Origin of the sequence: Achromobacter pestifer (genome assembly GCF_013267355.1) — a bacterium.
GTDB classification, from domain to species: domain Bacteria; phylum Pseudomonadota; class Gammaproteobacteria; order Burkholderiales; family Burkholderiaceae_B; genus Achromobacter; species Achromobacter pestifer_A.
Map to the genome: position 1 here is coordinate 5175086 of NZ_CP053985.1, position 25380 is coordinate 5200465.

A 25380-nucleotide genomic window follows, 5' to 3' on the forward strand; every position below is an offset into this window, starting at 1 on the left:
CGATGGACGGGCGCCGGCGGGGCGTCAGCCCGCCAGTTTCATGTGGATGATGGGACGGGGACGGCCCGCGTCATCCTGTTCAGAGCGGCCCATGTCCTCGAAGCCGTAGTGCTTGTAGAAGCCGTGGGCCTGGGGGTTCTGTTCGTTCACGTCCACCAGCAGGGTGCCGTGCAGCGAACGCGCAAAGTTCAGCAGGCGCCGGCCCGCTCCCTTGCCGCGCTTGTTGGCGTCCACGAACAGCATTTGGACCTTGTTGCCGTTCAGGCCCATGAAGCCGGCGACCTCGCCGGCATCGTCCTCACAGACCCAGACCCGTACCGAAGGCAGGTCGGTGTTGAGCACCTGCGGGTACATGGCCTGGATTTCCTTTTCCGTCAGGAACGTGTGGGTGGCGCGTACAGAACGGAGCCAGATGTCCACCAGGGCCAGGTCATCGCCGTGGTTGCGTTCTCGGATATTCATTTTTCTAATGGTTTTACAGGTCGGGTGCCGGCGCGGTCCTTGGTAGCGCCGGGCTTTCTTGCCGCTAGAGCCCTGCGCGGTAGAGCTCGGTCGCCGCCAGGACGGTTTCCATCTGCACAGTATGCGCGAAAACGAAGCGCTCGCCGTAGACGGTTTCATCCGGAAACTCGGAAATCAACGCCATGGGCAAGTCCTCGCGGTCGCTTTCGCTGATCTGCACCGGGATGCCGTTCAGCACGTCGAATCCGGTTTCGAGCGCGTGCGCCTGGAATAGTTCAAGCTGCCGGGCATTGAATTCGACCAGGCCGGGAACGTTGCGGGCCAGCCTGGCGGTCACGCCTTCGATCAGGCGGCGGGCGCGATCGCCCCAGCCGGGGTGATGGCGCAGCACCAGGAAGAAGCCCTTGGGGATGGTCCACAGCTCGAAGTGGCGCGGCAGGTAGCCGGACAGCGGCCGAGTCCATTCGTGCGCGGGATAGCCGTGCAGGTTGATGTGCAGCTGCGCGCCGCTGATGGCGTGCGCCTGGTGGCGGCCTTCGCGCTCGAAGAACGGGGCGCGTTCGCGGTAGGCGATATCGTCGCCCAGCGCGCTGTAGCGCGAGGCGTGCAGCATGTGGCGCGGATGGTGCGCGCGCAGGCGGTTGAACAGTGCGTAACCGTCCGGATTCTCAGCGGCGATCAGGGCGAAATGGGCGTCGCCGCGCGCGGCCAGCGCCTGCGCCGCGCGCAGGGCGCCGACCACGCCGGAGGTTTCGTTGGCGTGCTGCGCGCCCGAGATGAAGACGGCTGGGCCGGGGCCGCGCAGATAGGTGCCCAGCACCGGACGGCCCTGGCGCGATACGGCCTGGAAGGCGTCGCCGCCGAACGCCGCCATGCAGCCAGCGACCTGGCCAGCCGACAGCGGTTCGCGGACCTGGGCCAGCGGCGCATCGAGCGCCGCGGGGGCGACGGGCGCCAAGGCTTCGAAGTGCTCCAGCGAGATCTGCACGCGCGCCGCGCCGTCGTGGCGGCGGATGTCGGGAATGATCTGGCCGGGTTGCAGGCCGCGGTCGCCGGACGGGCGGCCCGAGTGCTTCTGGAAGTGTTCCAGCAGCGAGAAATAGATGTCTTCGTGCAGCGCCTCGAAGGTGCTGACGATTTCCTCGTCCACCGGCAGGGCGAAGTCCATGCCCGGCAGGTCCACGCGGATTTCCAGGCGCTCGAAGTAGGGTTCATGCGAGCCCCAGGCATGGTTGCGCACCGTGTCCACGATGGCGCGGAAGGCCTGCTGGTATTCGGTGGCCTGGGCGGCATCGGTCTGCAGCGCGCCCTCGGCGTCGCGCACGCGCAGCCAGCCGGTGGGCGACAGTTCGGGCGTGCCGTCTTGCGCGTAGCCGATCTGGTTGGGCGCATGGACGCGGGTTTCGATCTGGCGCCCGTCGGCGTAGCGCAGGCTGACGTCGTAGTGCAGGTCGCGGGCGCCGGGCTGCATGCTGACTTCCACGCCTTGCAGCAGCGCAATCAGCGGATAGGCTTCCAGCGTGAAGCGCTTGGCCTGGGCGTGTTCGTGCAGCGGATAGCGCACCACGACGGACGTCAGTCCCTCGCGCTCGACCTCTTCCAGGAAGTAATGCAGCAACGGCTTGTAGGCGCTGCGAAAGCGCGCGGTGACGCCGGCCTGCGCCAGGCGTTCCTGCGCCGCGCGGCGCGCCTCCACGCCTTCGAACAGCCAGCCTTCGACGACCGAGCCGCGCCAGGCCGGCGCCATGTAGGCGTGGGTCCAGGCGTCCAGCGTGCGGTCGAATGTTTTTTCCAGCAAAGACATACTCGATATTCCTTTCAGGCGGACCGGGGCGGCTTCAGACCTTGCCGGTCGGGTCCAGGCGGTCGCGCAGCCAGTCGCCCAGCAGGTTCAGGCCCAATACCGTCAGCATGATGGCCAGGCCCGGGAAGACGCTGACCCACCAGGCCGTCTGCATGTAGGTGCGGCCGTCGGCAAGCATACCCCCCCAGCTGGGGATCATGGGATCCACGCCCAGGCCCAGGAAGGTCAGGCTGCTTTCCAGCAGGATGTTGTTGGCGACGTTCAGGGTCATCAGGATGACCAGCGGGCCCAGCAGGTTGGGCACGATGTGGTGGCGGATCATGGCCAGGTCGCGCACGCCGAAGGCGCGGGCGGCCAGCACGAATTCGCGCTCGCGCAGGGCCAGGACCTGGGCGCGCACCAGGCGCGCGTACTGCACCCATTGCGACACGATCATGAAGAAGATCACGTTGAACAGGCCGCCGCCCAGGATGGCGATGAAGGTGATGGCCACCAGGATGAACGGCAGCGCCAGTTGCACGTCGGCGAAGCGCATGACGATCATGTCCCAGAAGCCGCGGTAGTAGCCGGCGATCAGGCCCATGACGATGCCCAGCAGCGCGCCGCCCACGACCGAGACGAAGCCCACGGTCAGCGAGATCTTGCCGCCGACGATGACGCGGGCCAGCACGTCGCGGCCCAGCGGGTCGGTGCCGAAGGGATGGGCCGCGCTGGCGAACGGCGCGGTCAGGCGGGCGGCCAGGTCCATGGCTTCGCCGCCGTCGGGAAACAGCCAGCCGGACGTCAGCACCAGCACGATCATGGTGCCGGTCAGCAGCGCGCCCAGCACGAATTCCAGCGAGCGGTAGCGGCTGCGGGGCTTGGCCGCCTTGGCGGCGGCGGCGGTGGGGGTAGTAGTCTGCATAAGGCTCAGCGCGTGCGGATGCGGGGGTCGACGATGCCGTAGGCGATGTCGACGATCAGGTTGACCAGGACGATGACGGAGGCCAGCACGGTGACCGTGCCCTGCAGCACCGGGTAGTCGCGGCCGGAGATGGCGTCGAACGCCAGCGTGCCCAGGCCGGGCCAGTTGAAGACCATTTCAATGACGACGATGCCGCCGATCAGGCCGCCGAATTGCAGGCCCAGGTAGGTGATGAGCGGAATCGCGCAATTGCGCAGCGCGTGCTTGTACAGCACCACGCGTTCCTTCAGGCCCTTGCTGCGCGCCACCATGATGTATTGCGCCGACAGCGTTTCCAGCATGGTGGTGCGCACCAGGCGGATATTGGTGGCGCTGAGGATGATGGCCATCGTCAGCGACGGCAGCACCAGGCTGGCCGGCCCGCTCCAGCCGGACGGCGGCAACAGCGGGAAGGTGATGGACAGCAGCAGCACCAGCATCAGCGCCAGCCAGAAGTTGGGGAAGGACAGCCCCACCAGCGACAGGATGCGGATGGCCTGGTCCGTGGCGCGGCCGCGCTTGATCGCCGCCTGGATGCCCAGCGGCAGCGAGATCAGGATGGACGCGAGTAGCGAGGTGAACGCCAGCATCAGCGTGGCCGGCAGGGCGTCGCCGATCAGCTTGGCGACCGAGGTGCCGCCCATGAAGCTGCGGCCGAAATCGCCGTGCAGCAGCCCTTGCATGTAGGACAGGTATTGCTCGTGGAACGGCCGGTTCAGGCCCAGCGCCTGGCGGATATTGGCCAGGTCCTGTTCGGTGACGCTGCCCGAGCCCTGGCTGAGCATCAGCGCGGGGTCGCCGGTCAGGCGCACGGCATAGGAGACGAGCAGGGTCACGGCCACGATCACGAAGACGGCCTGCAACACGCGTTTGATGAGAAATCCGGTCATAAATCGCCGCCCCGGCTTGCACCGGGACGGGTCGGTGGGGTTAATGCGGCAACGGACATCGCCGACGCTTCAACGTATATCAATCTAGCGGGATGCCGCGGAGCCGGCTTTGCCGGTCCGCAGGCATGCCCCCTGGGGGGAAGCGCGTAGCGCTTCGGGGGGAGCCCACCTTGCGGAGCCGGCTTTGCCGGTCCGCAGGCATGCCCCTGGGGGGAAGCGCGCAGCGCTTCGGGGGGGCTTACTCCACAGCGGCGTTCAGGAAGCGGAAGCGGATATCGCCCGGCACTTCCAGGTCCTTCACGCGCTTGTTCACGCCCACGATGGTGTTCAGGCTGTACAGCGGCAGTTCCAGCGCCTGGTCGGCCACGTAGCCGGCGATCTCCTGCAGCATGGTTTCACGCTTCTTCACGTCGTAGACGGTGCGTTGCGCTTCCAGCATGCCGTTGAGCTTGGCGTCGTTGTCGTACGGGTTCCACTTCTGGCCCGTGTGGTACATCAGGTAGGCCGTGTTGTCGTAGTCGTAGGTCCAGCCGCCCCACTGGTTCTGCCACATTTCGCCGGTCTTGCCGCCGGGGATGATGTCGTTGAGCAGCACGCCGGTTTCATACGGCTTGATCGTGGCGCGCACGCCCACGCCTTGCAGGTAGCCCGACACGGCCTGGGCCACTTCGCGGAAGTTCGAGTCGCTGCCGCGCACGTCGATCTGCACGGTGGCGCCCGGCTTCACGCCGGCGGCGGCCAGCAGCTTCTTGGCTTCGGCCGGGTTGAAGGGCAGGGGCTTCTGCTCGGGGTTGTAGCCGAAGGATTGCGGACCCTGGAAGCTGGCGATGGTCTTGGCCTGGCCCAGCAACAGCTGCTTGACGATGGCGTCGCGGTCCACGGCCATGATCAGCGCGCGGCGCACGTCGCGGTTCTGCGTGATGCCGTTCTTGGTGTTGTAGCGCAGCGCATAGGCCACCGGGCCGCCGGTGGAGATGACGTCGGCGTTGCCGGATTTCTTCACGGTTTCGATCAGGCCCAGCGGGATCAGGGTGGCGATGTCGATGCGGCCGGCCTGCAGCTCGGCCACCTGGGTGCCGGGTTCGCCGATGAAGCGGTAGACCACCTTGTCCAGCTTGGGCTTGCCGCCCCAGTAGTCGTCGTTGCGCGCCAGCGTCACGTTGACCTTGGGCTGGTAGCTTTCAAACTTGAACGGGCCGGTGCCGACGGGGTTGGTGTTGAAGTTGTCCTCGCCCTTTTCCTTGATGTACTTGGGCGGCACGATCATGGCGCCGTAGCCGGCCAGCTTGGTCAGCAGGACGGGATCGGGCTGCTTCAGGATGAAGTCCACGGTGTACTCGTCCACCACCTTGATCTCGCCGATCGAGTCGTAATTGGCCTTTTGCGGACCCTTGGCGCCTTCCGCGCCCAAGAGGCGCTCGAAGGTGAACTTCACGGCTTCGGCGTTGAAGGGCTCGCCATTGTGGAACTTGACGCCTTCGCGCAGCTTGAAGCGCAGGCGCTTGTTGTCGTCCAGGTATTCCCAGCTGGTGGCCAGCCCCGGCTGCAGCTTCAGGTCGGCGCCGCGCATGGTCAGGCCGTCATACAGGTTGCTGCCCACCGAACCCCAGAAGGTCACGAAGGTATCGATCGGATCCCAGCTGCCCGGATCCTGGTTGATGGCGACATTGAGCGTGCCGGCGGCGTGAGCGGTCGCGAAGACTGCGGGCAGCGCGCCGCCCAGCGCCAGGGCCAGGGCGGTGGCGGTATAGGTTTTGCGTAGGGAGAGCATGTTCAACTCCAGGGACGGGTAGTCGGGTTGGCCGACGAGTAAAAGGGATGCGGCTCAAGCCGCGCGGGCCACCTGGTGGCCGGGCGCGAATTCAACCAGGGGAATGATGGCGGGCTCGTCGCCGACGCGCCGCACTGGGCTGGGGATCTCGCCTTCGATCAGCGAGGTGTCGATGTGGCGGCCGGGTTCGGCCACGGGCACGGCGGCCAGCAGTTTCTTTGTATAGGCGTGCTGCGGCGATTCGAAAATCTGGCGGCGGGTGCCGAGTTCGACGATCTGGCCCAGGTACAGGACCGCGACGCGGTGGCTGACTTTCTCCACCACCGCCATGTCGTGCGTGATGAACAGATAGGACAGGCCGCGGTCCTTCTGCAAGTCCATCAGCAGGTTCAGGATCTGCGCCTGGATCGACACATCCAGCGCGGACACCGATTCGTCCGCGATGATCAGTTTGGGATTGCTGGCCAGCGCGCGCGCGATGCAAACGCGCTGGCGCTGGCCGCCCGAGAATTCATGCGGATAGCGCTTGGCGTGCTCGGGCTTCAGGCCGACCTGCTCCAGCAGTTCGCCGATGCGGCGGGCGATGGCGTCCTCGCTGGTCAGGAGGCCGTGCGTGCGGATGGGTTCGGCGATGCTGAAGGCCACCGTCTTGCGCGGGTCCAGCGAGGCGTAGGGATCCTGGAAGATGTACTGGATCTCCTGGCGCAGGCGCTGGCGGCCGGCGCTGTCCATCGAGAAGATGTCCTCGCCGTTGTAGCGCACGGCGCCCGATGTCGGCGCCACCAACTGCTGCAAGGTCTTGCCGATGGTGGACTTGCCGCTGCCGGATTCGCCCACCAGCGCCAGCGTTTCGCCGGGGTAGACGTCGAAGCTCACTTCCTCGACGGCGTGCACGCGGTGCGTGACGCGGCCGAGGAAATTGTGGCCCACGTCGAAACGGGTGGTCAGCTTTTCCACGCGCAGCACGGGCTCGTCGTAGCGCGCCGTATCCTGCTCGCGGGTTTCGCCCACTTCGCGCAGCGTGTCGCCTTCCAGCACGGTCTGCGGCGTGCGCAGCGGCAGGTCGCGGCCCGTCAGGCTGCCCAGGCGCGGCACCGCCGCCAGCAGCGCGCGGGTGTAGGGATGCTTGGGCGCGTTGAAGATCTCGTCCACCGTGCCTTGTTCGACTTTCTTGCCGCGCAGCATCACCACCACGTCGTCGGCCATTTCCGCGACCACGCCCATGTCGTGCGTGATGAAGATCACGGCCGTGCCCAGGTCGCGCTGCAATTCCCGGATGGTGTTCAGGATCTGCGCCTGGATGGTGACGTCCAGCGCCGTGGTCGGCTCGTCGGCGATCAGCAGGCGCGGTTGGCACGACAGCGCCATCGCGATCATCACGCGCTGGCGCATGCCGCCGGACAGCTGGTGCGGATAGCGCTCCAGCATCTGCTCGGCATCGGGCAGGCGCACTTTTTCCAGCAGCTTGCGCGCCGATTGGCGCGCGGCCGAGCGCGACAGCTGCTGGTGCAGCATGATGGCCTCGACGATCTGGTCGCCGACGGTGAACACCGGGTTCAGCGAGGTCATCGGCTCCTGGAAGATCATCGCGATGTCGTTGCCGCGGATGGCGCGCATCTCTTCATCGGAGGCCGCGGTCAGGTCGACCTCGCGGTCGGCGTCGTCGCGGAACAGGATCTGTCCCGTGGCGATGCGGCCGCTGGTGTAGTCGGTGAGCCGCATGATGGCCATGGACGTGACCGACTTGCCCGAGCCCGACTCGCCGACGATGGCCAGCGTCCTGCCGGGGCGCACCTCGAAATCCAGGTTGTCGACGGCGCGGAACACGCCGTTTTCGGTATTGAAGTCGACCGACAGGCCGCGCACGGACAGCAGCGGGGCGGAAGTGGATGCAGTAATGCTAGACAACGTGGATTCTCACAGCGAGGTGGCGGCGCGGGCAGCCTGGTCGTACAGGCCCGAAAGGGCGCGCAGGGTGTTGGCCAGCTGATGGCTGGCGTCGTCCGCGGCGGGGGAGTCGATGAAGGGTTTGACGAGGCACTGCTCGCGCACTTCGGCGTAGCGCTGGATCGCCGCCGCGCCGGCGTCGGTGGCCGTGTAGATCACTTCCTTGCCGGTCTTGGCGCTTTGCACCACCCCCAGGCGCTCCAGCTTCTTCAACGAGTAGTTCACCAGATGGGTGTCTTCGACGTTGAGCGTGAAGCAGATGTCGGCCAGTTTCTTGCCCCGGCCGCGGTGAAACACGTGGTTCAGCACCAGGATGTCCAGCGAGGTCAGCTCGGGCAGCCCCGCACAGGCCATGCAGCGCACCATCCAGCGGTTGAACGCGTGCGAGGCGATGATCAGGCCGAATTCGACTTCGGAAAGCTCGGGGGCTGAAGAGGCCAGGTGGGACGAGGAAACAATGGCGTCCCGGACGGATACAGGCATGGGCAAAGGGGAAGGGGACGGATCGGCGATAAAACGTTGGCGAATTATTGACGATTTGTTGATATGACCGTATCGGGGATAACCCGGGTGCAACCCGCCGGTCCTGGAGCTTGCCGCCAGTATTCAGACTTCTCCTGTTTGCCCGCTGGTCGACCTTGCCGCGCGCGAGGACCTGACCAACCTGGTGGCGCTGATCAAGGACGACAACGTGGCCCTGGCGGTGGGACGGGGCAGCGCCCTGACGTTCAGTGCGGTCCGCCATTTCAAAAACGTAATCCCGCTATCCGCTTTCTGTCTGCATCGCCTTCCTAGAATTTGATCGTGCAGTCCCCACCACGATACATAGGAAACAAGCATGCAGATGATCCGCAAAGCCGCATTGATCCTGGCGCTGTCGGCCGCCGCCACCGGTGCGGCGCTGGCGCAGTCCGCGCCGCCGCCCGCTGGTTTGGCCAACCCCTACGGCCCGTCGTTGACGCGCGCCGAAGTGCTGGCCGACCTGGCGCTATGGAAGCGCGCGGGCGTGGACCGGTTCTGGCGTGGTGAAGAGACGCCGGACATCTACAGTCCGGAGTACAAGGCGGCATTTACGGAGTACTTCCGCTTGCGTTCGGGGCCGGAGTACCAGGCCGAAGTGCAACGCCAGAACGCGTCGCGCCGATAGCCGCCGGCGCGGCAGGAGAGCCGGGCGTGGCTGAATCCTCCGTCATCAATCCCCCCGAGTCCAGCCCCAGGTTGCAGCTTGCCGATCTGGAGCTGGACTTGTTGCGTTGCCGCGCCTACCGCGACCGGCAGTTCCTGCCGCTCACGCCGAAGGAATTCGGTTTGCTGGCTTTTCTGATGCAGCGGCCCGGGGTCGCGTGCGTGGGATGGGAGCTGGCCGAGCAGGTCTGGAAAATGAAGCTGCATATCCACGACAAGCGCAATTTCAAGTCGCACGCGGTTGCGGTCGCGATGCGCAGGCTGCGCAAAAAGGTCGACGCGGGTGCGGGGCCAAAGCTGCTGCATACGATACGGGGCGGCAGCTATATGCTGGCAGCGGGCCCGATGTGATCGGCACAAGCCTTCATGCGCGGCCGGCAGCCGCGCGGCGTCAGAAAAACGCGCGCCGGAAAGGCGCGCGGCGATCATCTGGCCTTCCCTTCGCGGAGGAGGGCGCAATCAAGGGATTCCCTGCGTGCAGCGTCTTATGAAAGCTTGCGCTAGAACCGGTGGCGGATGCCCATGTTCACTTCGGTCGCCTTGACGTTGTCCAGGAACGCCCAGTTGGTGGTGTAGGACGCCACCGCATACAGATCGGTCCGCTTGGACAGGTTGTAGTTGTAGCCCAGGCTGTAGGTGTTGCTGGTGGCGTCGCCGCCCGTGAGCTGCTTGTTGTTGGCATCGGCGCGCTGCCATGATGCGAACGCGCCGCCGGATCTGCCGACCGGGGCGGCCAGCGCCAGCATGTAGGCGTTCGAGCGGAAGCCCTTGACGAAGGCGTAGGACGGCGTGCCGGTGAAGCCGCCGATGCTGCCGCCATTGGGGAAGCCTTTGCCGGCGAACCAGCCGTCGCTCATGCGGTTGTAGGCCAGGGCCACCTTGACGACCTCGAAGTCGTAGGAGCCGCCGATGATGTATGAGCGCGGCGTGGCGTCAGTCTGGCTTGGGCTCAGCTTGTTCGAGGCATTGAGCTGGTCGTAGGTGGCAAAGCCCATGACGGGGCCGTTGTCGTAGCGCAGGCCGGCCGTGATGGCGCGGGTGTTGTCGGCGGTGGCGAAACCGGTCTGGGCGAGGCGGCGGTCGTCGGCGTTGAAGGCATAGCCGATGGCGCCCTTGAAGCCGCCCATCGACGGGGTTTCATAGACGACCAGGTTGTCGTAGCGCACGAAGTAGGCCGAGCTGAAACCCAGGCCCGCGCCGGTGTTCAACTGATTGAAGCCGCCGCCGAACGACGAGCCGAACATGCCTGTGAAGTAGCGCGCGGCGACGTTGTATTGCCGGCCCAGGCGGACTTCGCCCCAGTCGGCGCTGCCCAGGCCCACGGTGGCTTCGCGGCCGAACAGGCGGCCGCTTTGCAGCGAATTGCCGTTGCGGCTGTCGTAGCCGGACTCCAGCTGGAAGAGCGCATACAGGCCGTCGCCCAGGTCTTCCTTGCCGCGCAGGCCCCAGCGCGAACCCGCGGTGGTGCCGGTGGTGGATCCGATGCGGCTGCTGTCGACACGGGTGCGGCTGCCAGTGGCGGGATCGGTGTAAGTGCCGTCGACATTGGCGTAGCCGATGCCGGTGTCGATAAGGCCGTAGAGCGTGACGGAAGAGGACTGCGCATAGGCGGCGCCGGACAGTGCCGTGGCGGCCGCCGCGGCGTATAGTTTTTTCATGGGGGACTCCGTGAGCAGGGAAGATCGATATGCGTCATACCGACCGGAAGCCACGGAAACCATGTCTTCTGGCGGATTGGCAGGGCCAGTGTGCCGGCCGTTGCCCGACAATCCGCGGTCATGGGAATTACAAATCCGATCGTCCTGGCGTCACGGGAATGTCATGCAGGCGTGGGTGCGGCCCCGCACGCCGTGCTCCGGCTCACGGCCGAACCCGGGGTTCGCCAGCGCTCAAGCAAAGCGGCGGAACAACACGCTTGCGTTCACGCCGCCAAAGCCGAAGCCGTTGGAAATGGCATATTCGATTTCCATCGGCCGGGGAGCGCCGTGCACGATGTCGATCCCCGAGGCCAGGTCATCCGGCGTTTCCAGATTATGGGTGGCCGGGGCGATTTGATCGCGTATGGCCAAGGCCGTGAAGATGGCCTCGACGCCGCCCGCCGCGCCAAGCAAATGTCCCGTGGCGGATTTCGTGGCTGAGACGGCAGGGAGTCCGGCCGCGCCGAACACCGCCCGGATGGCGTTCAATTCACTGCTGTCGCCCAGTTGCGTGGACGTCGCGTGGGCGTTCAGGTGTTGAACGGCGCTGGGGGCGATACCGGCCTGCTGCAACGCCAATTCCATCGCCCGGCGCGCGCCGTTGCCGTCGGCCGGCGTCGAGGTCATGTGGTAGGCGTCCGAGCTGGTGCCATAGCCGACCAGCTCAACGATGGGCGTGGCTCCGCGATCCAGCGCGTGCTGGAGTTCTTCGATTACGAGGAGCCCGGCTCCTTCGCCGATGACGAAGCCATCGCGCGCTTGGTCGAAGGGGCGCGAAGACTGGGCCGGATGCTCGGCGTAGTTCGTGGAAAGCGCCCTGGCGGCCGCAAACGCTCCCACGCTGACCCGGTCTATGCATGCTTCGGCGCCGCCGCATAGCGCAATGTCCGCTTCACCCGCGCGAATCAGGCGGGCGGCATCGCCTATGGCCTGGACACTCGCCGCGCAAGCGGTGACTGGCGCACCGAGCGGGCCTCTGAAGCCATGCCGGATGGCTACGCTGCCGGCAGCCATGTTCGCCAGGAAGCTGGGAATCGTGAACGGTGAAAGGCGGCGAGGGCCCTTGGTCTCGGTGATTCGCACGGCGTCGGCAATGGCTCCGAATCCGCCTATGCCGGACGCAATGATGGTGGCGGTCCTGGTCTGCTCGTCTTCCGTGGCGGGCGACCACTTGGCCTGCTCCAGCGCTTCCTTTGCCGCGGTGAGGGCAAGGAGGATGAAGCGATCCATTTTCTTCTGGTCCCGGGCGTCGGCAGCCAGATTGGAATCGAAGCCGGCCGGATGGCCGTCCGCATAGGCAGGAACCAGGCCGCCAACCTTCGAAGGAATGCCTTCAACCAGATCGGGCGGCAGCGCGACGATACCGGAGTCGCCGTGCAGCAAGCTGCGCCACACGTGCTCGACTCCGCACCCGAGGGGAGAGACCAGGCCCATACCCGTTACGACGATTCTTTTCATGTTCATCCGGCTCAATCGTTAAGCACTGCGTGCTTTGCGGCCATGCGCGCAAAACGGTTCTTAATGACTTCGTCGGCAGCGGGGCCAGGCGCCAGGCCGTGACTGTCCTGCGTGATGGGCAGTCCTGTGTTCAGGTCCACGAGGCCGATGCGCGCGGGCCGTCCCGTTGTCTTGTCGACCAGTTGGACGGCGCGTCCCTCCGGGGAGAAGCGCTCGCCGCCCCATTCGATAAGCGCCAGCATCACAGGGCGGAATGAGCGGCCCAGTTCAGTCAGGATGTACTCGTGGCGGGGGGGCTTGCTGCTGTACTGGACGCGATCCAGCAGTCCGGCGGCGACCAGGTCGGCCAGGCGCCGGGTGAGCATGTTCGACGCGATGCCCAGGCTGCCCTGGAATTCGTCGAAGCGGGTCAGCCCATACATGGCGTCGCGCAGGATGAGGATGCTCCACCACTCGCCGACACGGTCCAGGCTGCGGGCGACGGGACAAGCCCACTTGCTCAGATCAATGCGCTTCATGGGATGGCTGTGCTCTCGATAGTTACTTGCAATATGAAAGTGATAATACACTTGCATCTTGCAAGTAACAAGCCGCCGTCACCCCTCCAAGCCCCCCAGATCCGGCGGCCGGTTCTCGATGATGGCCTCCATGCTGAAGAACCCCGTCACCGTCGACAGCTCGAAATCCGTGATCAGCTTCTGGTAGAAGCGGTCGTACCCGGCCATGCCGCGGCAGACCACCTTGATGAGGTAGTCCCAGTCGCCGCCGATGCGGTAGAACTCGGTCACTTCGGGCAGGCGTCCCACGTGTTGGCGAAAACCGTCGGCCCAGGCCTTGGCATGGTGGCTGGTGCGGATCATCACGAATACCGTCAGGTCCAGCCCCAGTTCGACCAGATTGACCTCGGCCCGGGTGCCGCGAATGATGCCGCAGGCGTTCAGGCGCTGCAGCCTACGCCAGCAGGCGTTTTGCGACAGGCCGACGCGATCGGCCAGCTCGCGCTGCGACAGCGCGCCGTCCTTTTGCAGGCAGGAGATGATATTCAGATCAAATTTATCTATTTTTTCCATTTGAAAGATCAAATGACCCAATTTATGAGGTTTTAGGCAAAATTTAGGTGAGGTTTCAAATTTCTTTCCATCGTATGATATTTCGGTGTGCCCAGGAGCATCCCCGACATGAATACGCCTACCAAAACGACCCCCGCCAAGATCACGCCGCTGCAGCAATTTCAAGAAAGCCTGAAGACGGAAGACGTCGCCGCGGCGCTGGCCGACGGGCTGATCGGCAAGGATGCGGAGGTCGAAGGTCCCTACGGCATCAAGCCGCTGGTGTACGCCGATTACGTGGCGTCCGGCCGGGCGTTGATGCAGGTCGAGCGTTTCATTCTTGAGCAGGTGCTGCCGTACTACGCCAACTCGCATACCGAGGCGTCGTACTGCGGCGGCTTCATTACCCGCCTGCGCCGCGAGGCGCGCGCGGCGATTGCGCGGTGCTGCGGCGCGGGCGACGAACACGCCGTGATTTTTGCGGGGTCGGGCGCGACGGCGGGGATCAACCGGCTGGTGCATCTGTTCGGCGTGCGCGAGGCCATCGCCGCGGGCCGCAAGGTGCGCGTCATCATCGGCCCCTACGAACACCATTCCAACATCCTGCCGTGGCGCGAATGCGGCGCCGAAATCGTCGAACTGGCGGAAAGCCCGGAAGGCGGCCCCGACCTGGCGCAGCTGGATGCGGCGCTGCAAGCGGGGGAGGGCACGCTGGTCGTCTGCGCGCTGTCGGCGGCTTCGAACGTGACGGGCATCGTGGCGGACGTGGCGGAAGTGACCCGGCGCGTCAAGGCTGCGGGCGCGAAGATGCTGTGGGACTATGCCGGCGGCGCGCCCTATCTGCCGATTCGGATGACGCCCGCCGCCGATGCGGCGATCGACGCGATTGTTTTTTCGCCGCACAAGTTCATCGGCGGCCCGGGCGCGTCTGGCGTGCTGATCGTGCGCCGCGACGCGGTGTTGGACACCAAGCCCACCTGGCCCGGCGGCGGCACGGTGCGCTTCGTTTCGCCCGCGGGCCACGACTACAGCGGCAGCCTGGAAGCGCGCGAGGAAGCGGGCACGCCCAATGTGGTGGGCGATATCCGCGCCGCGCTGGTGCTGCTGGTGAAGGAAGCCCTGGGCGCCGAGTTCATGCGCCAGCGCAATCAACACTTCGTGCAGCGCGCGCTGGCCAGATGGCAGGGCGCCGCGCAGCTGGAGCTGCTGGGTTCGCTGACGGCGGCACGCCTGCCGATCTTTTCGTTCCGGGTGCGCAACGGCCGCGGTGGCTTCGTGCACCAGCAGTTGGTCACGCGCATGCTGAGCGACCGCTTCGGCATCCAGGCGCGCGGCGGCTGCGCCTGCGCAGGACCCTATGTGCATCGCCTGCTGGATATCGGCGCGGATGCGTCGCAGCAGATGCGCCAGGCCATCCTGGATGGCCGCGAGATGGAAAAGCCAGGCTTCATCCGCCTGAACTTCAGCGTGCTGCTGCCGGACGATAAGGCCGATTTCATCCTGGATTCGGTGTTGGCGCTGGCCGCGGACGCGACCGAATTCGAGCACCGCTACGGCTTCGATCCGAGCCGGGCCATCTTCTTCCCGCACAGCACCGAGAAGCAGGCCGCCTGAGCCGCGCGCCCGCTGTCAGGCGGGCCGCTCAATCCTTCATGTGCAGGCCGCAGGTTCTGATCCACGCGGCCTTTTTGTCGGCCAGTGCTTCGGACGCGTCGCTCAGCGCGCGCGCCATCTTCGCTGGAAACTCCACCCCCTTGCGGCGACAGGCCTCGAAGTCGTCGACCAGGGCGTAGCGGGCATCCAGCAGGTCCAGGCGGCCCTGGCACAGTTCGCGATTCAATTGCAGCTCGTTGGACGCCTCGCGCGTGCGCTGCACGTCCTGCGCGCGGTCGATGCGCGCCTGCTCCGCCTGGATCTGCGCAACGCAATCGTCCGCTGCGGCAGGCGCGCTGGCGCCGGCGGCGCAGAGGAGCAGGATGGCGAGAGTACGGCGGTCAAGAGCGGCCATGCGGGGATACCTTGGGAATGCGGCTGAATGGGCAGCATCATAACTGCCGGAAGTATCAGCCCGCCGCAACGGCAGATCCAGGCGAACCCGCTGCCTCCAAATGCTTCCAGGCCGCCTCGGCCACGGTCTGCGGCGCTATGGTGGCCATGTCGCCTTGTACAGCGGCTTCAAGTGCATGCAACCAGGGCACATACCGCAATGCAGGAGTGGCTCCGAACAATCCAATCGTCGGTATTCCATGGGCTGCTGCAATGTGCATACCCATGCTGTCGTTGGAGACAAATACCGAACAGCACGCGATCAGCGCCTGGCTATCGCATATGTCCGTGGCCTGTCGCGTCGCGTCCAGCAAAACAATGGACTCGGGTAGCAGGGCGCGAATCTCTTGTGCGATGTCCTGGACATCGCTGCCGCCCACCAACACAAAACGCAGCCCACTATCCCGCGCATGCAAAATGCGCGCGACCTCCGCAAAAGCTCTGCCGCTATAACGTTTACAGGGTATTGAGCCATTCAATCCGAACCCAATCGTTCGTGATTGCGCCTGGCAAAACTGGATGGCCTTGCCGTGCGCCGAGTCCTTACAGAACAACGAGGGATAGCGTGGCTCATACTGATATCCAGCCTTGGCATACAACAACGGCAGCCATGTATAGATGTCAGGGTGCGGGGTTCCCTTGCGTCGCACCCAGATGCGATGCGTGAGCAGGGCCGCGAGATGCGGTTGATGCATACGCAAGAAACCGGCGCGCTGCGGGATCCCCGCCAAGCGGGCCGCCAAGGCGATATGAGGGCGGAAGGTAAACAAAAAGAGACTGTCGTAGCCCCCGTCCGTCAATACCTGTCTTACCCGTGTGATTCGTTCCCAACCGCGCAACCGGTGCTCTGATCGCAGGGATATGACTTCCGCTACGTAGGGCTGGGCACGAAACAGTTCTTGCGAAGACTCGTTTTGAGTCATCAGCAATGAAACGGTCCCCCCGGTTTGTTCGGCCAGTGCTTGGGCAAAAACCATGCCGAGCACTCCGTCGCCGATGCCGCCGGACATGTAAATCGCACAGTTTCGCGCAGTACTACGCTTGAGGGAGGGGGCGGTAGGCATGGCATCCAAAAAATACGCTCACTGCTATTCAAAAAAGATCTCGAATTTTGAATCTATTGGTCTGGGGAATGTGTATTTTTTGGTGTTGTAGTGTTTTGTCTTGGATGATTGAAAAAGCTTGTATGCGATAGGGCTTGGAGTGCGGGATGGTACAGGGGTTGCGGCGGGCGTGGGAAGCGTTCCACGCCGCCGACGTTCAGCTCCAGCCATGGCCCATGGCTACTGGTCGGAAATCCAGTTTACGGCTGTCCCAAACTCGCCTACTGTGCTTTACATATCAACGACTCATAAGCGCCGCCTGGCGCACTCATGTTGGACAGTCGGAGATAGAAATTTCTGTTTTATCAACAAGTTACGTTGGAGATGAAAGAGAATGACTGACACCCTCATCAAGGTCGACCTGGCCCAATCCCCCTACGAGAACGCGCAGATCCACAATCGCTGGCATCCGGATATTCCGATGGCCGTGTGGGTCAAGCCCGGGGATGACTTCGTGCTGGAAACCTACGACTGGACCGGCGGCGCGATCAAGAACGATGACAGCGCCGACGACGTCCGCGACGTGGACTTGTCCACGGTGCACTTTCTTTCCGGCCCGGTGGGCGTGGAAGGCGCCGAGCCCGGCGACTTGCTGGTGGTGGACCTGCTGGATATCGGCGCCAAGCCGGACAGCCTGTGGGGGTTCAACGGCTTCTTCAGCCGCAGCAACGGCGGCGGCTTCCTGACCGAGCATTTTCCGCATGCGCAGAAGTCCATCTGGGATTTTCATGGCATGTTCACGTCGTCGCGCCATATCCCGGGCGTGAACTTCGCCGGGCTGATCCATCCCGGGCTGATCGGCTGCCTGCCCGACAAGAAGCTGCTGGACACCTGGAACCGGCGCGAGCAGGCGCTGATCGACACCAATCCCAACCGCGTGCCGCCGCTGGCCAATCCGCCCGCGCCGAAGACGGCGCACATGGGCGCCATGCAGGGCACCGAGCGCGACAAGGCGGCGGGCGAGGGCGCGCGCACGGTGCCGCCGCGCGAACACGGCGGCAACTGCGACATCAAGGACCTGTCGCGCGGCGCGCGGGTGTTCTTCCCGGTCTACGTGAAGGGCGGCGGCCTGTCGGTGGGCGACCTGCATTTCTCGCAGGGTGACGGCGAAATCACGTTCTGCGGCGCCATTGAAATGGCGGGCTGGGTGCACATGCGCGTGTCGCTGATCAAGGGCGGCATGGAGAAGTACGCGATCAAGAATCCGATCTTCAAGCCCAGCCCGATCACGCCGGCCTACAAGGACTTCCTGATCTTCGAAGGCATTTCGGTGGATGAATCCGGCAAGCAGCACTATCTGGATGTCAACGTCGCGTACCGGCAGGCTTGCCTGAACGCCATCGAATACCTGAAGAAGTTTGGCTACTCGGGCGCGCAGGCGTATTCGCTGCTGGGCTGCGCGCCGGTGCAGGGGCATATCAGCGGGGTGGTCGATATTCCCAACTCCTGCGCCACGCTGTGGCTGCCGACGGAGATCTTCGACTTCGACATCCAGCCGTCGGCGTCCGGACCCGTCAAGCACATCCAGGGCGGCGTGGACATGCCGCTGTCGCGCGACCGCTAGGAGCCATCATGCCCATGTATGACTATGCCTGCGGTGATTGCGGCGAGTTCGCGGCGCTGGTGCCCCTGGCCCGGTGGCGCGACCCGGCCGCCTGCCCGCAATGCGGCGCGATGTGCGGCCGCATCGTGGGCGGCGCGCCGGCGATCTCGGCGCTGTCGTCCGCAGTGAACCGGGCGCGCGCGGTCAATGAGCGCAGCGCGCACGAGCCGCGCAGTTCGCGCTCTGGCCACGGCATGAATTGCGGCTGTTGTTCGGGCGGAAAGGCGGCGGGCAAGACGCGTACCTCGCCGGATGGGGCGAAATCGTTCGCGGGCGCAAGGCCCTGGATGATCAGCCACTGAGGACGCGCCGCCGGCGTGCAAAGGCCCCGCTTGCGCGGGGCCTTGTTTTCGCGGGGCGAGAGCAGCGGGCTCAGGCCTCCAGCGGCGCCACCGCGGCGCCCTGGATCTTGTGGCGGGCCAGGGCTTCGGCGACGAAGCCCGATTTCTTCATGGCCTCGACGAAGGCGGCCAGGTAGGCGCTGGCCTTGTCGCCGCGGCTCTTGGGCACGCCCATGGCCTGGCGGATCAGCATGAAGTGGCCGTCCAGCAGGCGCAGGCCGCCCAGGCGCTGCGCGTCGGCTTCAAGCTGCTGCTTCACGCCCGCGGCGACTTCCATGTTTTCCCGCATGAAGGTGTCGACCACGGCGGGCGAGGTCGGTGCGCGGAAGATCTCTGCCTGCTTGAGTTCGCGCGTGAGGTACAGGTCGTAGGCGCTGCCCTTGCCGACCACCACGCGCAGGCCCTTGCTGTCCACTTCGTCCATGCTGGCGATGGGCGAATCCTGCCGCACCAGATACGCGCCTTCGATGACCACGTAGGGCGCGGTGAAGGCGATCTGCGCGCCGCGCAGCGGGTCGATGGCGAAGAAGCCCACGTCGGCCTCTTCGGCGGCCACGGCGTTGACGGATTCGCCAGCCGACTTGAACACCACCAGTTCCAGCTGGACGCCCAGACGCCGCGCCAGTTCCGTGGCCAGGTCGACCGATACGCCGCCGGCCTGGCCGGTGACGGGGTCGGCGTGGGCCAGGATGGGATTGCCCAGGTTGATGGACGCGCGCAGCGTGCCGGTGGGGGCGAAGGCGGAAAGCAGTTCGTGATCGGTCTTCATGGTTTCCTTGGGCGGAGGGGCCGCGCGCGCTGGCGCGGATGTTGCGGCACAAGCATAGCCGCAAGCGCGCGCGTTGCGCGATGCCTTATTGCGCGCGGCGCAGGACGTAGTGCGGGGCCAGCGGGCCGGTGGGGCGGGTGCCGTCGCGGTACAGCATGGTCACCTGGTTTTCGCCGACGAAGTAACGCTGGCTGTCGCCGGATGCGTCGAGGCGGATGGTGCTGCCGTCGGATTCCCAGCTGAATGAACCGGTTACGATCTCGGGCTGCGGCTGGCGGTCCAGGTACTGGGTCTGGCGTTCGTAGCGGCCGTTCTGGTCCAGGGTCAGGCGGGTGCGGATGCCGGGGCAGTCGGCGCAAGGCAGGGTGCCTTCGTAGCTGCCGGCCCAGTCCAGCGAATCGCGCGAGGTGTGGCTGTCGACGGGCGCGGAACCGCCGGAGCCGGGTCGGGAGGGTGCGCAGCCGGCGAGCAGGGCTAGCGTCAGGGCGCAGGTCAGGGTGGTTTTCATCATGGCGAGCTCCTGTTTGGCAAACCGGTCACGATACGGATAGTAACGGGGCGGTGCTGAAACGGGATGTAAAGCGTGCGGGCCCGGCGTGGCCGCGCATGCGCTACGCTAAGCTGCTTCCCGGCGGGCCGGCTTGGGCCTTCTTTCTTGAATAGGACGATTCCGATGCAAGGCGAACACCGTTACAACGTCACCGTGGACTGGACCGGCAATACCGGTACGGGCACGTCCAGCTATGCCGCCTATTCCCGCGACCACCTGATCCGCGCGGCGGGCAAGCCCGACGTGCCGGGCTCGTCGGATCCGGCTTTCCGCGGCGATCCCGCGCGCTGGAATCCCGAGGACATGCTGGTGGCGTCGCTGTCCGCCTGCCACAAGCTCTGGTACCTGCATTTGTGCGCGGTCGAAGGGGTGAGGGTGGAGGCCTACCGCGACGAAGCCGAGGGCGTCATGGTCGAGGACCGCGAGCGCGGCGGCGCTTTCAGCGCCGTCACCTTGCGCCCCGAAGTGACCATCCGCGCCGGCGACGACGCGGCGCTGGCGGCCGAGCTGCACGAGCGCGCGCATCAATTCTGCTTCATCGCCAATTCGGTCAATTTTCCGGTGCGCTGCGAGCCGCGCATCGTGCACGCCGCCTGAGGGCCGCCGCCATGCTGACCATCTGGGGGCGCCGCAGTTCGTTCAATGTGCAGAAGGTGCTGTGGCTGGCGGGAGAGCTGGGCCTGGAATACGAGCACGTGCTGGCTGGAGGCCAGTTCGGGCTGCTGGACACGGCCGAATTCCGCGTCATGAATCCTCACGGCAAGGTGCCGCTGCTGCGCGACGGCGCCACCGTCGTATGGGAGTCCCACGCCATCCTGCGCTATCTGGCCGCGCGCGATGGCGCAGGCCGGTTCTGGGCGGACGACCCCGCGCAACGGGCCGCCGCCGACGGCTGGATGGACTGGGCCCAGACCGCCCTGCAGCCCGCCTTTCTGACGGGCGTATTCTGGGGTCATTACCGCACGCCCGAGGCGCAGCGCGACACGGCGGCCATCGAGCGCGCCATCGCGGCCACGCATGCCAGCTTGCGGCAGCTGGACCGCGCGCTGGCGGACCGCCCGTACCTGGGCGGCGAGATACTGGGCTTGGCCGACATTCCGGCCGGCACCACGCTCTACCGCTACTTCGAACTGGACATCCCGCATCCGCCCATGGTGCATGTGCATGCCTGGTACGAGCGTCTGCAGGCCCGCCCGGCCTATCGCGAGCACGTGATGGTGCCGTTCGGGGAATTGCGCGGACGGCTGGACTTCTAGGCCGGATTTACAAATTTTCCGGCGGGCGATGTCACATCGCGCCAGGCTGTCTCGTCATAGGAGTATGGGCGCCGCATCCCGCGGCGCATGCCGACCTTGCTGGAGACCTATCCATGAGCACCGCCCGCCTGAACGCCTACACCGCCTCGCCCAAGGCCATGAAGGCGATGATCGCCCTGAACGACTTCGTCGAGGGCTGCGGCCTGGAGCACAGCCTGCTTGAACTGGTGAAGATGCGCGCTTCGCAGATCAATGGCTGCGCCTACTGCCTGCACATGCATTCCACCGACGCCCGCAAGCAGGGCGAAACGGAAATGCGCTTGTACCTGCTGGACGCCTGGCGCGAATCCTCGCTGTACAGCGAACGCGAGCGCGCCGCGCTGGCGTGGACGGAGGCGCTGACCCGGCTGGCCGAGACCCGCGCGCCGGACGCCGACTATGCCGAAATGGCCAGACATTTCAGCGAGGAAGAGCAGGTTAACCTGACGGTTGCCATCAACATGATCAACAGCTGGAACCGCATCGCCGTCGGCTTCCGCTCGCAGCATCCCAAGCACTGAGGCCCAGGCTTTATGAGCGCGTCCGCCATTCCCGATGCCGTTGCCGACTTCGAACCCCATCGCAGGCATTTGCAGGGCCTGGCCTACCGCATGCTGGGCTCATGGGCGGAGGCCGAGGACATCGTGCAGGATGCCTGGCTGCGCTGGCGCGACGCGGACCGCGGCCAGGTCGAGACGCCGCGCGCCTTTCTGTCGCGCACGGTCACGCGGTTGTGCCTGGACCAGCTGAAGTCGGCGCGCGCGCGGCGCGAGGAGTACGTGGGCCCGTGGCTGCCGGAACCCTTGCCCGATGCCGGCAACTATGGAGCGGCCGGGGCGGGGGAGATCGCGCACGATCTGTCGGTGGCGCTGATGCTGGCGCTGGAGCGTTTGTCGGCGCTCGAGCGGGCCGCTTTCCTGCTGCACGATGTGTTCGACATGCCGTTCGCGGAAATTGCGGCGACGCTGGGCCGCAACGAGGCCGCCTGTCGTCAGCTGGCCGCGCGGGCGCGCAACCGCGTGCGCGAGTCGCGTCCGCGGTTCGCGGTGACCGAGCAGGAAGGGGCGCGCATTGCCGATGCCTTCTGGCAGGCGTCACGCGCAGGCGATGTGGACGCGTTGCGCAGCCTGCTGGCGCAGGACGCCGTGCTGCATGCGGATGGCGGCGGCAAGAAGCTGGCCGTGTTCAGGCCGATCCTGGGCAGCGACAAGATCGCGCGCTTTTTTGCTGGACTGGCGAAGAAGCCCAGCGGCCAGTTCCTGGACGCGGTGGTGACGCAATTGAACGGCATGCCGGGCGTGCTGGCGACCGAACTGGACGGTTTGCCCCGGTCCACCACGCTGGAGGTGCGCGACGGCAGGATCAGCGCCATCTACATCGTGCGCAACCCTGATAAGCTGCGCCATGTCGCGGCGCTGCCGCCGCAGCCGACCGTGTCCCAGGATGATTCCGCACCTCACTGACTATCCGCAGGACCTGCCTGAACTGGGGCTGGAAGGTTTGCGGCTGCGCCCATTGCGGGAAGCGGACGCGGCCGGTTGGCACGAATATCTGCGTGACGAGGCGGTCACGCGCCATACCAGCTGGCAGTTGGACGGACCGGATACGCTGGCGCGCCTGATCCGCGGCTATGGCCAGCCATCGGCGTCGCACAGCCTGCGCCTGGCCATCGTCACTGTGGACGGCGCCCTGGCGGGCACCATAGGCTTGAACGAGATTTCCGTGTCCGCGCGGCGCGCGGAGATCGCCTATGACGTCGCGCCGCTGTACTGGCGGCGCGGCATTGCCACGCGAGCCTGCGGGGCCGTTGCCGCCTGGGCCCTGCACGAGCTTGGTTTCGCACGTGTCCAGGCTACCGTGCTGGATACGAACGCGGCGTCGGCCGGTGTGCTGGAGCGCTGCGGTTTTCAGCGCGAAGGGCTGCTGCGGCGCTACCGGCTGGTGCGCGGCGTACCCCGCGATTTCTGGATGTACGCGCGCGTCAATGCCGCGCAGGACTGACGCCCAACCACTTTGAGGAAACCATGACGTCCGCTTTGATCGTGATAGACGTGCAGCGCGCGCTGTTCGAGACGACTCCCGCGCCGGCCGATGCCGAGGCCGTGCTGGCCCGTATCAATGCATTGACCGTGCGCGCCCGCGAGGCTGGCGTACCCGTCATCTACGTGCAGCACGAAAGTCCCGGCAGCGTCATGGATCACGGCCTGCCGGGCTGGCAGCTGGACTTGCGGCTGGAGCCGGAGGATGGCGACGTCCGCGTGCGCAAGACCACGCCCGACTCCTTCCTGCGTACCGATTTGGCCGATGCGCTGGCGCAAGCCGGCGCCATGCAACTGGTCGTGTGCGGCTATGCCAGCGAGTTCTGCGTGGACACGACCGTGCGCCGCGCGGCCGCGCTGGGCTATCCCGTCACGCTGGCCGCCGACGCCCACACCACCCAGGACAAGCCGCATGCGCCGGGCGCGCAGATCCGCGCGCATCACAACGCCACCTTGTCGTCCATCTCCAGCTTCGGCGTGAAGATCGCCGCCGTGCCCGCGGCGGACATTGTCTTCGCCGCCACGGCGCCGCGGTGACCTCCATGGATCCTGAACTGCTATCGCTGCTGGTCACGCGCACCATGCCCTTTGGCAAGTACCAGGGGCGCCTGATCGCCGACCTGCCCGGCCCATACCTGGCCTGGTTCGCGCGCAAGGGCTTTCCGCCGGGTGAACTGGGGCGGCTGCTGGCCTTGATGCACGAGCTGGACCACAACGGGCTGTCGTCATTGCTGGCGCCGCTGCGCCAGTCCGCGCCGAAGAAATAGGCGGCCCGCGTAGGGCGGCCCGCGTGGGGCGGCCGGGCGGAGAAACCGCGGGAAACAACTGTGGCGGATTGTGTAGCGTCTTGGCACGCCGTGCGCGGGCGGCCGGGGATACGATAGTGCGGCGTGTCCAGGGCCGCGGTTCGCGCCCTGGATGTCAGTTCATTGAAGAGAGGTCGTCATGAAGAAACTCCACATCTCCGCCTTCCTGCTTGCCGCCCTGTGTGCGGCCGGCGCCGTGCAGGCGCAGAATGCGGCGCCCGCCACGCAGGAATACCAGTACCCCAGCGTGCGCTCCAAGGACGGCAGCCTCTCGCCGCCTTCCACGCTGCGCATGACGGTCACGCCCGAAGCCGGCTCCGCGCCGGCGGTCATCCGCGACACGCCGGAAAGCCAGGCCCAGTACGTGCGCTGCCGCGAGGTATCGGACCGCGCCGCCGTGTCGAACGCGCAGATGCAGGCCGGCGTGGCGCAGTGCCTGAAAGAGCTGGAGCAGCGCCGCCAGCAGTAAGGCGCTTGCCGCCCGCCTGACGGGCGGCTTTCCGTTCTGGTCAAACGGTAATAATATTCAATCTCATCAACAGCGCTGCCCGCCGCGACGGAGCCGCCATCTTGACCGCCGCCCATCCCGAACCTGATTGGACCGTATCGGCCGCCACGCCCGCCATGTCGCTGGCGGGCGGCACGCTGCGCTTTGGCCGCGACGAGCGTGTGCAGGAGCGCTTGGAGCCGGGCCTGAAACTGGTGCTGGTGCTGGACGGGGACCTGCGCTACAGCGTGCGCGGCGCGGCGCCCACCCGCGTGAGCGGGCCCGCGCTGCACCTGAGCGTGTGCCAGGACGCCATGGGCATGGAGCACGAGTTCGGCGCCCATCAGTCCTTGCGCTTCGTGTCCTTGCGCACGGGCCTGGACCATCTGCGCGATGCCTTTTCCATGGACCCGGCCCAGTTGGCGGGCCTGCTGCGCGCGCCGCGGGCCGTAGGCGCCTACGCCGAGGCCAATATGCGGGCGGACCGCAAGCTGGAGGCCCTGGGCCACCAGATGCTGGCCTGCCCGGTGCAGGGCGCCCTCAAGCGCATGTACCTCTCGGCCAAGGCGCTGGAACTGGCCGCGCTTGCCCTGGGTGCGCTGCAGCCGACGGAGCAAGGCGCGCCCCTGCGCGGCCTGACACGCGCCGACGTGGAGCGCCTGCATCACGCGCGCGACCTGGTTGCGGCGAACCTGCAGGATCCGCCGTCCCTGCCCGAACTGGCGCGGCGCGCGGGCGTGAACGTCAACAAGCTCACCACCGGCTTTCGCAAGCTGTTCGGCCAAAGCGTCTATGCCTATGTGCGTGAACGGCGCATGGAGCAGGCCCAGGTCCTGCTGGCCGAAGGCGCCTATACCGTATCCGAGGCGGCCTACGCCTGCGGCTATACCGATTCGCACTTCACCAAGGCGTTCCTGCGCCGCTACGGCGTGCTGCCCAGCAGCGTCGCGCCGGGCCGCTGAAGCGTCGAAACTTCCGCAATCGCCAGCAAGACTTCCGCAATCGCCAGCGCGCGGCCGTCGTCGTTCCTAGAATTACTTGAGAATTATTCTCAATAAAGTTCTAAGAGGACAGGCAGTGCGAAAACAGGTGAAAACAGGCGCGGGGGCGCCACGCAGGAACGCGGCGCGTGCGC

Annotated in this window: 29 protein-coding genes; 14 read left to right on the plus strand and 15 right to left on the minus strand. The window is 66.0% G+C overall.

Annotated features, from left to right (window positions below):
• Positions 1-24: 24 nt before the first annotated feature.
• The 7 genes from FOC84_RS24540 to FOC84_RS24570 all read right to left on the minus strand — a co-directional run bounded on the left by FOC84_RS24540 (position 25) and on the right by FOC84_RS24570 (position 8300).
• Complete coding sequence (locus FOC84_RS24540; RefSeq protein ID WP_173146845.1) at positions 25-462, minus strand: acetyltransferase; 438 nt, start codon at positions 460-462, stop codon at positions 25-27.
• Positions 463-526: 64 nt separating this feature from the next.
• On the minus strand, positions 527-2266 hold the full coding sequence (locus FOC84_RS24545; protein ID WP_173146847.1) for a peptidase M14: 1740 nt from the start codon (positions 2264-2266) through the stop codon (positions 527-529).
• Positions 2267-2300: 34 nt separating this feature from the next.
• Complete coding sequence (locus FOC84_RS24550; protein WP_173146849.1) at positions 2301-3170, minus strand: ABC transporter permease; 870 nt, start codon at positions 3168-3170, stop codon at positions 2301-2303.
• A gap of 5 nt (positions 3171-3175) precedes the next feature.
• The gene (locus FOC84_RS24555) at positions 3176-4099 is read right to left on the minus strand and encodes an ABC transporter permease (RefSeq protein ID WP_173146851.1); all 924 of its coding nucleotides are present in this window, start codon (positions 4097-4099) and stop codon (positions 3176-3178) included.
• Positions 4100-4337: 238 nt separating this feature from the next.
• Positions 4338-5870, minus strand: a complete 1533-nt coding sequence (locus FOC84_RS24560) for an ABC transporter substrate-binding protein (RefSeq protein ID WP_173146853.1) — start codon at positions 5868-5870, stop codon at positions 4338-4340.
• Between the two features lie 54 nt (positions 5871-5924).
• On the minus strand, positions 5925-7778 hold the full coding sequence (locus tag FOC84_RS24565) for an ABC transporter ATP-binding protein (protein ID WP_367949477.1): 1854 nt from the start codon (positions 7776-7778) through the stop codon (positions 5925-5927).
• Between the two features lie 9 nt (positions 7779-7787).
• Entirely contained in the window at positions 7788-8300 is a 513-nt protein-coding gene (locus FOC84_RS24570) for a winged helix DNA-binding protein (RefSeq protein ID WP_035360603.1), read from the minus strand.
• A gap of 355 nt (positions 8301-8655) precedes the next feature.
• On the opposite strand from FOC84_RS24570, the gene FOC84_RS24575 reads away from it, so the two are divergent.
• Positions 8656-8964 carry a DUF4148 domain-containing protein gene (locus FOC84_RS24575; protein WP_088158209.1) on the plus strand — a complete coding sequence of 103 codons (309 nt, stop codon included), beginning with the start codon at positions 8656-8658 and terminating at the stop codon, positions 8962-8964.
• 26 nt (positions 8965-8990) lie between these two features.
• Entirely contained in the window at positions 8991-9353 is a 363-nt protein-coding gene (locus FOC84_RS24580; protein WP_173146855.1) for a winged helix-turn-helix domain-containing protein, read from the plus strand.
• A gap of 149 nt (positions 9354-9502) precedes the next feature.
• Here the strand turns inward: FOC84_RS24580 and FOC84_RS24585 are convergent, their stop codons facing one another.
• From FOC84_RS24585 to FOC84_RS24600, 4 genes are all read right to left on the minus strand, one after another.
• On the minus strand, positions 9503-10660 hold the full coding sequence (locus tag FOC84_RS24585) for a porin (RefSeq protein ID WP_173146857.1): 1158 nt from the start codon (positions 10658-10660) through the stop codon (positions 9503-9505).
• Positions 10661-10891: 231 nt separating this feature from the next.
• Positions 10892-12163 carry a beta-ketoacyl-ACP synthase II gene (gene fabF, locus FOC84_RS24590; protein ID WP_173146859.1) on the minus strand — a complete coding sequence of 424 codons (1272 nt, stop codon included), beginning with the start codon at positions 12161-12163 and terminating at the stop codon, positions 10892-10894.
• Between the two features lie 5 nt (positions 12164-12168).
• A complete protein-coding gene (locus tag FOC84_RS24595) occupies positions 12169-12675 on the minus strand; it encodes a winged helix-turn-helix transcriptional regulator (RefSeq protein ID WP_173146861.1) in 507 nt (168 codons plus the stop codon).
• A 78-nt stretch (positions 12676-12753) separates the two neighbouring features.
• On the minus strand, positions 12754-13227 hold the full coding sequence (locus FOC84_RS24600) for an Lrp/AsnC family transcriptional regulator (RefSeq protein ID WP_013394879.1): 474 nt from the start codon (positions 13225-13227) through the stop codon (positions 12754-12756).
• A gap of 108 nt (positions 13228-13335) precedes the next feature.
• On the opposite strand from FOC84_RS24600, the gene FOC84_RS24605 reads away from it, so the two are divergent.
• Entirely contained in the window at positions 13336-14820 is a 1485-nt protein-coding gene (locus tag FOC84_RS24605; protein ID WP_173146863.1) for an aminotransferase class V-fold PLP-dependent enzyme, read from the plus strand.
• Between the two features lie 28 nt (positions 14821-14848).
• On the opposite strand, the gene FOC84_RS24610 is transcribed toward FOC84_RS24605, so the two are convergent.
• Positions 14849-15214: a hypothetical protein gene (locus FOC84_RS24610; protein WP_173146865.1), complete on the minus strand. Its 366-nt coding sequence runs from the start codon at positions 15212-15214 to the stop codon at positions 14849-14851.
• Positions 15215-15269: 55 nt separating this feature from the next.
• Positions 15270-16262: a glycosyltransferase family 9 protein gene (locus tag FOC84_RS24615; RefSeq protein WP_254241768.1), complete on the minus strand. Its 993-nt coding sequence runs from the start codon at positions 16260-16262 to the stop codon at positions 15270-15272.
• Positions 16263-16689: 427 nt separating this feature from the next.
• Between FOC84_RS24615 and fmdA the strand changes: the two genes are divergently transcribed.
• Positions 16690-17919 carry a formamidase gene (gene fmdA / locus FOC84_RS24620; RefSeq protein ID WP_173146869.1) on the plus strand — a complete coding sequence of 410 codons (1230 nt, stop codon included), beginning with the start codon at positions 16690-16692 and terminating at the stop codon, positions 17917-17919.
• A gap of 8 nt (positions 17920-17927) precedes the next feature.
• Entirely contained in the window at positions 17928-18260 is a 333-nt protein-coding gene (locus FOC84_RS24625; protein WP_173146871.1) for a zinc ribbon domain-containing protein, read from the plus strand.
• A gap of 70 nt (positions 18261-18330) precedes the next feature.
• Here the strand turns inward: FOC84_RS24625 and FOC84_RS24630 are convergent, their stop codons facing one another.
• Together FOC84_RS24630 and FOC84_RS24635 are read right to left on the minus strand one after the other, a co-directional pair.
• Positions 18331-19068, minus strand: coding sequence for an ABC transporter substrate-binding protein (locus tag FOC84_RS24630; protein WP_173146873.1), 738 nt, complete (start codon positions 19066-19068; stop codon positions 18331-18333).
• Between the two features lie 85 nt (positions 19069-19153).
• Positions 19154-19579 carry a copper resistance protein NlpE gene (locus tag FOC84_RS24635; protein ID WP_173146876.1) on the minus strand — a complete coding sequence of 142 codons (426 nt, stop codon included), beginning with the start codon at positions 19577-19579 and terminating at the stop codon, positions 19154-19156.
• Between the two features lie 162 nt (positions 19580-19741).
• Here FOC84_RS24635 and FOC84_RS24640 point away from each other — a divergent pair, with 162 nt between their 5' ends.
• The 9 genes from FOC84_RS24640 (at position 19742) to FOC84_RS24680 (ending at position 25207) form a co-directional block, all read left to right on the plus strand.
• The gene (locus FOC84_RS24640) at positions 19742-20215 is read left to right on the plus strand and encodes an OsmC family protein (protein ID WP_173146878.1); all 474 of its coding nucleotides are present in this window, start codon (positions 19742-19744) and stop codon (positions 20213-20215) included.
• Positions 20216-20226: 11 nt separating this feature from the next.
• Positions 20227-20874 carry a glutathione S-transferase family protein gene (locus tag FOC84_RS24645; RefSeq protein WP_173146880.1) on the plus strand — a complete coding sequence of 216 codons (648 nt, stop codon included), beginning with the start codon at positions 20227-20229 and terminating at the stop codon, positions 20872-20874.
• Positions 20875-20987: 113 nt separating this feature from the next.
• Positions 20988-21434, plus strand: a complete 447-nt coding sequence (locus FOC84_RS24650; protein WP_173146882.1) for a carboxymuconolactone decarboxylase family protein — start codon at positions 20988-20990, stop codon at positions 21432-21434.
• A 12-nt stretch (positions 21435-21446) separates the two neighbouring features.
• Positions 21447-22376 (plus strand): sigma-70 family RNA polymerase sigma factor, encoded by a 930-nt coding sequence (locus FOC84_RS24655; RefSeq protein WP_173146884.1) that lies wholly within the window; start codon positions 21447-21449, stop codon positions 22374-22376.
• Positions 22357-22914 carry a GNAT family N-acetyltransferase gene (locus tag FOC84_RS24660; RefSeq protein WP_173146886.1) on the plus strand — a complete coding sequence of 186 codons (558 nt, stop codon included), beginning with the start codon at positions 22357-22359 and terminating at the stop codon, positions 22912-22914. The genes FOC84_RS24655 and FOC84_RS24660 overlap by 20 nt, the downstream gene beginning before the upstream one ends.
• Positions 22915-22937: 23 nt before the next feature.
• Positions 22938-23489 carry a cysteine hydrolase family protein gene (locus tag FOC84_RS24665; RefSeq protein WP_173146888.1) on the plus strand — a complete coding sequence of 184 codons (552 nt, stop codon included), beginning with the start codon at positions 22938-22940 and terminating at the stop codon, positions 23487-23489.
• 5 nt (positions 23490-23494) lie between these two features.
• The gene (locus FOC84_RS24670; protein ID WP_041655832.1) at positions 23495-23719 is read left to right on the plus strand and encodes a DUF3820 family protein; all 225 of its coding nucleotides are present in this window, start codon (positions 23495-23497) and stop codon (positions 23717-23719) included.
• A 178-nt stretch (positions 23720-23897) separates the two neighbouring features.
• The gene (locus tag FOC84_RS24675; protein ID WP_173146890.1) at positions 23898-24227 is read left to right on the plus strand and encodes a hypothetical protein; all 330 of its coding nucleotides are present in this window, start codon (positions 23898-23900) and stop codon (positions 24225-24227) included.
• A gap of 101 nt (positions 24228-24328) precedes the next feature.
• Positions 24329-25207 carry a helix-turn-helix transcriptional regulator gene (locus tag FOC84_RS24680; protein ID WP_254241769.1) on the plus strand — a complete coding sequence of 293 codons (879 nt, stop codon included), beginning with the start codon at positions 24329-24331 and terminating at the stop codon, positions 25205-25207.
• The last annotated feature ends 173 nt before the right edge of the window (positions 25208-25380 follow it).

Bases quoted from the DNA above. Each gene is read 5' to 3' on its own strand.
- FOC84_RS24540 (WP_173146845.1), bottom strand. From the start codon at position 462: ATGAATATCCGAGAACGCAACCACGGCGATGACCTGGCCCTGGTGGAC.
- FOC84_RS24545 (WP_173146847.1), bottom strand. From the start codon at position 2,266: ATGTCTTTGCTGGAAAAAACATTCGACCGCACGCTGGACGCCTGGACC.
- FOC84_RS24550 (WP_173146849.1), bottom strand. From the start codon at position 3,170: ATGCAGACTACTACCCCCACCGCCGCCGCCGCCAAGGCGGCCAAGCCC.
- FOC84_RS24555 (WP_173146851.1), bottom strand. From the start codon at position 4,099: ATGACCGGATTTCTCATCAAACGCGTGTTGCAGGCCGTCTTCGTGATC.
- FOC84_RS24560 (WP_173146853.1), bottom strand. From the start codon at position 5,870: ATGCTCTCCCTACGCAAAACCTATACCGCCACCGCCCTGGCCCTGGCG.
- FOC84_RS24570 (WP_035360603.1), bottom strand. From the start codon at position 8,300: ATGCCTGTATCCGTCCGGGACGCCATTGTTTCCTCGTCCCACCTGGCC.
- FOC84_RS24575 (WP_088158209.1), top strand. From the start codon at position 8,656: ATGCAGATGATCCGCAAAGCCGCATTGATCCTGGCGCTGTCGGCCGCC.
- FOC84_RS24585 (WP_173146857.1), bottom strand. From the start codon at position 10,660: ATGAAAAAACTATACGCCGCGGCGGCCGCCACGGCACTGTCCGGCGCC.
- fabF (WP_173146859.1), bottom strand. From the start codon at position 12,163: ATGAACATGAAAAGAATCGTCGTAACGGGTATGGGCCTGGTCTCTCCC.
- FOC84_RS24595 (WP_173146861.1), bottom strand. From the start codon at position 12,675: ATGAAGCGCATTGATCTGAGCAAGTGGGCTTGTCCCGTCGCCCGCAGC.
- FOC84_RS24600 (WP_013394879.1), bottom strand. From the start codon at position 13,227: ATGGAAAAAATAGATAAATTTGATCTGAATATCATCTCCTGCCTGCAA.
- FOC84_RS24605 (WP_173146863.1), top strand. From the start codon at position 13,336: ATGAATACGCCTACCAAAACGACCCCCGCCAAGATCACGCCGCTGCAG.
- FOC84_RS24610 (WP_173146865.1), bottom strand. From the start codon at position 15,214: ATGGCCGCTCTTGACCGCCGTACTCTCGCCATCCTGCTCCTCTGCGCC.
- FOC84_RS24615 (WP_254241768.1), bottom strand. From the start codon at position 16,262: ATGTCCGGCGGCATCGGCGACGGAGTGCTCGGCATGGTTTTTGCCCAA.
- fmdA (WP_173146869.1), top strand. From the start codon at position 16,690: ATGACTGACACCCTCATCAAGGTCGACCTGGCCCAATCCCCCTACGAG.
- FOC84_RS24625 (WP_173146871.1), top strand. From the start codon at position 17,928: ATGCCCATGTATGACTATGCCTGCGGTGATTGCGGCGAGTTCGCGGCG.
- FOC84_RS24630 (WP_173146873.1), bottom strand. From the start codon at position 19,068: ATGAAGACCGATCACGAACTGCTTTCCGCCTTCGCCCCCACCGGCACG.
- FOC84_RS24635 (WP_173146876.1), bottom strand. From the start codon at position 19,579: ATGATGAAAACCACCCTGACCTGCGCCCTGACGCTAGCCCTGCTCGCC.
- FOC84_RS24640 (WP_173146878.1), top strand. From the start codon at position 19,742: ATGCAAGGCGAACACCGTTACAACGTCACCGTGGACTGGACCGGCAAT.
- FOC84_RS24645 (WP_173146880.1), top strand. From the start codon at position 20,227: ATGCTGACCATCTGGGGGCGCCGCAGTTCGTTCAATGTGCAGAAGGTG.
- FOC84_RS24650 (WP_173146882.1), top strand. From the start codon at position 20,988: ATGAGCACCGCCCGCCTGAACGCCTACACCGCCTCGCCCAAGGCCATG.
- FOC84_RS24655 (WP_173146884.1), top strand. From the start codon at position 21,447: ATGAGCGCGTCCGCCATTCCCGATGCCGTTGCCGACTTCGAACCCCAT.
- FOC84_RS24660 (WP_173146886.1), top strand. From the start codon at position 22,357: ATGATTCCGCACCTCACTGACTATCCGCAGGACCTGCCTGAACTGGGG.
- FOC84_RS24665 (WP_173146888.1), top strand. From the start codon at position 22,938: ATGACGTCCGCTTTGATCGTGATAGACGTGCAGCGCGCGCTGTTCGAG.
- FOC84_RS24670 (WP_041655832.1), top strand. From the start codon at position 23,495: ATGGATCCTGAACTGCTATCGCTGCTGGTCACGCGCACCATGCCCTTT.
- FOC84_RS24675 (WP_173146890.1), top strand. From the start codon at position 23,898: ATGAAGAAACTCCACATCTCCGCCTTCCTGCTTGCCGCCCTGTGTGCG.